The following is a 5,498-nucleotide window of genomic DNA, read 5'->3' on the forward strand; positions in this document are numbered from 1 at the left end:
TAAGAAGAATAAAACTACTAAATATCTTGATCCTAAGATTGTTAGCAGAATAGTTAATAATCCATTTAATAGGACTGGTACTTCTAATAAGCCTGTTACTGTTATCGTTACTTTGAAGAAACAGCCAAAACTTCCTTCGAAACAAGCTGAAGACAGTAATAAAGTTGACCAGAATCGTCTTATTGGAAAATGGTCTTCAAAATATGGCATGACAGTACGTCGCCAATTTGGTTACCTGATGAATGGTTTTGAAGCAACATTACCAGCTAAGAAAGTTGCGGCTTTACGTCATGAACATGAAGTAGCTTCTGTTGCAAAAGAACGTTTGTATTATCCTCTTGAAAATTATGCTCGCGGTTTGCAGGGTGTAAATGAAGAATTTAAGAAGCGTGGACTTGATGGAACTGGGATGCTTGTGGCTATTATCGATACGGGCATCGATCCAAGTCACCATGATATGAAGCTTGATTTCAAAGCTGAAAAAGCTCGTAAGATTAAGGACACATTCCCGTCTAATGGTGTAAAGTTCACTAATAAAGTTCCTGCTGGATTCAACTATGCTGATGAAAACTACACTATTACAGATAGTGGTGCAGAGCAGCATGGCATGCACGTAGCTGGTATTGTGGCAGCTAATGGTGATGATGAGAATAAGCCAGCTGATAAAAACGGTCATATTAACGGCATTGCTCCAAATGCTCAGTTACTTGCAATGAAAGTATTTTCAAATAAGCCGGGAGCGCACGGAGCTCGTGATGCTGATATAGTTGCTGCAATTGAGGATTCTGTAAAGCTTCATGCGGACGTTATTAACATGTCTCTCGGCTCAGATAACGGTTTTGGTGGAACTTCTAATGCTACATCTCTCGCTTTAAAGAAGGCTCGCGAAGCTGGTGTGCTTCCAGTTATTTCTGCAGGAAACTCCGGTTTAAGCTTCTCTACATCTGGAGGAACTAATGATGCATTAGGAAAGTGGGATGATGCAACTCTTGGTTCACCGTCTTCTTATCCTTCTGCTTTCAGCGTTGCTTCTGTAGAAAATTCTTATATTATTCAAACCGCTGGTTCATATACGGATAAAGCTAATAAAACAACTGAGATTCCTTACTCTATAGCCTCAGGAAAAGCTGATGGTAAAGAACATGAGATTGTGAATATCGGTCTTGGCAAAAAAGATGAAGTTAAGGATTTGGATCTTCATGGAAAGTACGCTTTAGTTGAACGTGGCGCAATAGCATTTAGTGAAAAATTCCAGAATGCTATTGATAAGGGTGCTGATGGTGTAATCGTTTATAACAAAGCTGGCGATTCGGCACAGTTCCTTGGCATGGCTGGAGTTGATAAGTTCACATGCTTTGGAGCATCAATTCGTCGTGAAGATGCTTTAAAGATTGTTGATGCACTCAAAGCTAATGCAAGTGGTACAGTTAAGGTTTCCTTCTCTGATAAGACAATGGGCATTGCAAATCCTGATAAGTTGCATCCTTCTAGCTTTACTTCTTGGGGTCCAACGCCAGAACTTGATTTTAAGCCTCATATTGCTGGCATCGGCGGTAACGTGTGGTCTACTCAGAACAACAACAAGTACACTAATATGTCTGGTACTTCTATGGCTGCTCCAAACGTTTCCGGTCTTTCAGCTTTGGTGATGGAAAGCTATAAGAAGCGCTTCCCTGAGCTTTCTGCTAAAGATCGTGCTACTCGTGTTGAACAAGCCTTGATGAATACGGCTGAGATTCTCAATAATTCCAGCAATGTACCATTTGCTCCTCGTCAAATCGGCGCTGGATTAGCTCAGGTTGATAAAGCTGTTGCTACTAACGTGATTGCAACAGTCAATGGCAATTCGTACGTGGCTCTACGCCAGGTTAATGGAGATCGTAAGTTCACTGTTAAACTGCATAATTATGGAGATAAGGCTGTAACTTATGAAGTTCCTAAACAAAATGTTGTTAATGAATCTAATAATGCTAATGCAGAAACGACTACCTCTATTAGCTCAGAAACATTAGCTTCTTCGACTAATACGGTTACAGTAGATCCTAAGTCAGAAAAGGAAGTAGAGTTTACATTAACTCCAGACGTGACTCGCGACCATTATGTTGAAGGTTGGGCGCGTTTTACTTCAAAGACCTCTGGGGAACCAGATTTGGCTGTTCCATATCTTGGCTTTGTTGGCAATTGGGATAAGGAACCAATTCTTGTAAAGCCTGGTGAAGAGTATCTTAAAAATGCAATTAATATGACTACTTCGCTTATTGCTGAAAGTTATTTTGGTGATGTGCAAGTTAATGATGAAGCTCCTGATCATTTAGAATTTTCTCCAAATGGTGATGAGTTATTTGATAAGATACGACCATCACTAGCATTATTCCGTAATGCAAGTCTAATACAGTATTCTGTTTTGGATAATTCTGGTAAGACTGTTGCAGAAGTAGGAGAGGAACATGACGTTTCTCGTTCTAATTTCTCAGAATTATTACGCGATCCAAGAGCATTAAATAGTTCTGTTGAATTTGATGGAACTATTTATGATAAGACATCTACTGATATCGCGCATTGGAATAAGAAGCTTCCTGATGGCAAATATATTTATCGAGTAAAAGCTTGCTTGACTAAGGATATGTGCCAGACGACTGATATGCATTTTAACCTTGATACTAAAGCTCCAACCGTTACAATTAGCGAACCTGATAAAGATGGTGAAATTACCATTACAGCTCATGATGAGTTAAGTGAAACATTGAGTGAACCAGGTGTAAGAGTTAATGGTAACAGTGATTATATCAAGGTTGATGAGAAGGACTGCAGTGAAACTCATGACGCAAATGGCTATACTCGCACTTGCAAAGTTAATGTAGGTAAGGATGCTTATTACGTCAATGTCAGTTTGCATGATGGAGGTTTCAATGAAACCAATACTTCCAAAGTGTTTAAGGGATTTGCTAATAAAAAGATTCTCATAAATAATGAGGTTAATCTTAAGAATATTGGCATTAAGGATGTCACTGCTAAAAAAGATAACGGTGTTGATAAATACAGCATCGAAATCTCTGGACGTATTGCTGATGGTTGCAAGGATGTGAAAGCTTATGTTCAATCAGGAACTGAAGCAGAAGAAGAATTAGCTGTTAAGACAGATGATTCTGAATTTAGCTTTACTGCTCCTATTAAATCAGGTGCTAATACAATAAAAGTTAAGGCAAAAGGTTCTGATAATAAAGAAGTGGTTGAAACTCTTGTAACTAATTTCGACGAAAATGCACCAACAATTAAACTAACTAATGCAGATAGTAACGGGAATGTAACAATTGACCAAAATGGTGCAGTAGAAGTTAAAGGTGAAGTTAAGGACGATACTACTCCAAAGCAGAAGCTCACGCTTACTGTTAAGTATAGTAAGGATGAGGTTGTTGGCGGTGAAGTCCAGACTGAACAAGTGGAAGAGCCTGTAAATGTTGCTACTGATGGCTCATTTACTGTAAAAGTTACTCCATCTGCTAGTACATATTCAGTTACCTTGGTTGCTAGTGATGGAGTTAACACAGCTACTCAGAATGTAGGTTTTGCTAATCGCGTTATACCAACAAAGCCAAAGCTTTATAATATTTCACTGAGTAATGCTAACGGCTTAGAATCATACAACTGGATTGTTCCTGGAAATAGTGGTACTTCGCTCAATTCATTTACTGCAAAAGGCAAAGTAAGTAACAAAGCTACAGAAATGCTATTTACAAAAGCTAATCGAGTTAAAGATGATGGTTCGGGGTATGAGGATTTTGATCCTATAGCTGCAACAATCACTAAGTCCACTAATGCAAATGCTGATTCTACATTCACGGTAACTCTGCCAATGCATCCTGGAATAAATGACTTTAGGATGATTGTCAAAGAGGGAAGTGATGTGGTATTAGACACTCCAGTTGCTTTCTACTTCGACAGACAGGCTCCAGAAGTAATGTTTAGTACTCCAAAGTTGTATGGCGGCAGAATATTTACTAATAATGACACTGTGAAATTCAAGGGTGTTATTAGTGATGATTTTGCTGGCTATACTCTTAAGATTAATAATCTTATTGCTTCAGACAACTTCAGTACTGATTCTAAAGGCAAAGAAACTAATGCTCAGAGCTTCGATAGAGATGTTGAAGTTAAAAATGGAGAGTTTGTATTAATCCAAGCCATCGATCAGATGTCTAGCGCACTGTATGGTCGTGCTCCTGTTGTTGTTGATAAGGATGCTCCTTCTGTGACACTTGGAATAAAGGACAATGATCATGTTGAAGCAAATCGTAAGATTTCTGTAACAGCTAAAGATGATCATTTGAAGTTATTGCGAGTGAAGATTGATGGTAAAGAAGTAAATCATGCAAGTAATGGTCTTAAAGAAACGGATATTAAGCTGAGTAAGAATAATCCTTACGATGCTACTTTTGCCGATCTGAAAGATCTGAAGGATCCGCTGAAGGTAGATGTTGATTTCAATTCACTTTCTGCCGGAAAGCACTTAATCACAGTTGAAGCTGTTGATTATGCTGGTAACGTTGCAACGAAGAATACTTCCGCAGAATTCGTCGTTGAAAAGAAGTCGAATGATGGTCATGGGAACGATCATGGTTCCTCCTCTGTAACTGTCAATCCTCCTTCCGTCTCAACTCCAGCACCTAAAGCTCCTGAATCTATCGCAAAGCTAGATCAGTCACTTAAGGGAATCCTTGTTGCTGGTGAACATATGAATGATGTTGTTCGTGCTGGTAAGAGCAATCCTGTGAAGTTGTATTTCGCTGGCATGGATGCTCCTGCTAAGGGTGATGCTGGCTCTAAGTCTCACAAGACTAAGGTCTCTTCTGCCATGAGCAAGTTCATCAAGGAACTTAAGAAAAACAAGGTTGCTTACGCTTATGCTTACATGTATTCTTCGCCTGTGTTATTGAAGGGCGCAGATGGATCTAAGTATGTGAAAGTAACTTTGGATAAGAATGGTCAACCTCAGTTTAATGTTGTGATTCCAGCTGGCTACTTCGGTAAGCATACGATTGTTTTGCTTAACGATAAAGGTGAGCAGCTTGCTTGGGCTAACGTGTGGGTTATTGCTGAGAATGCTACAGCGTCCGATGAAACAGATGCAGAGATTAACCTGAAGTATTCGGAGCTTCATTCTGGTACTGGATTCGGCAACGGATTAGGTGCTGGTTCTGGATTTGGCACATTTACTGGCACTACTTACGTTGGTACAGACGGAAATGCCTCCAGCGAAAGTGGCAACGCAGGTGCTGCGAATGCTAACGCTGCTGCAAAGCAGAAGGCTGCTGAAAAGGAGCAGGCTGCCGCTAAGTCTGCCGCCAAGAAGATGACTTCTGACTTGGCGATGACTGGCAGCAGTGTGATTGGCATGATTGTGACGTTTATGGTGCTGCTTGCAAGCGGTGCTGTAACGTTTAAAACTCGCCGCCATCATGCGCATGTAAGCAAGTAAATAAACAAAATAAGTAAATAAA

At 39.9% G+C, this 5,498-nt stretch carries 1 protein-coding gene; it reads left to right on the forward strand.

Features of this window, described 5'->3' with window-relative positions:
• The coding region (locus A5295_RS05400; RefSeq protein WP_064622055.1) for a S8 family serine peptidase at window positions 1-5,476 on the forward strand (5,476 nt) is incomplete at its 5' end.
• Window positions 5,477-5,498: the final 22 nt, after the last annotated feature.

Origin of the sequence: Gardnerella sp. 26-12 (assembly GCF_001660745.1) — a bacterium.
Taxonomy (GTDB): Bacteria; Actinomycetota; Actinomycetes; order Actinomycetales; family Bifidobacteriaceae; genus Bifidobacterium; species Bifidobacterium swidsinskii.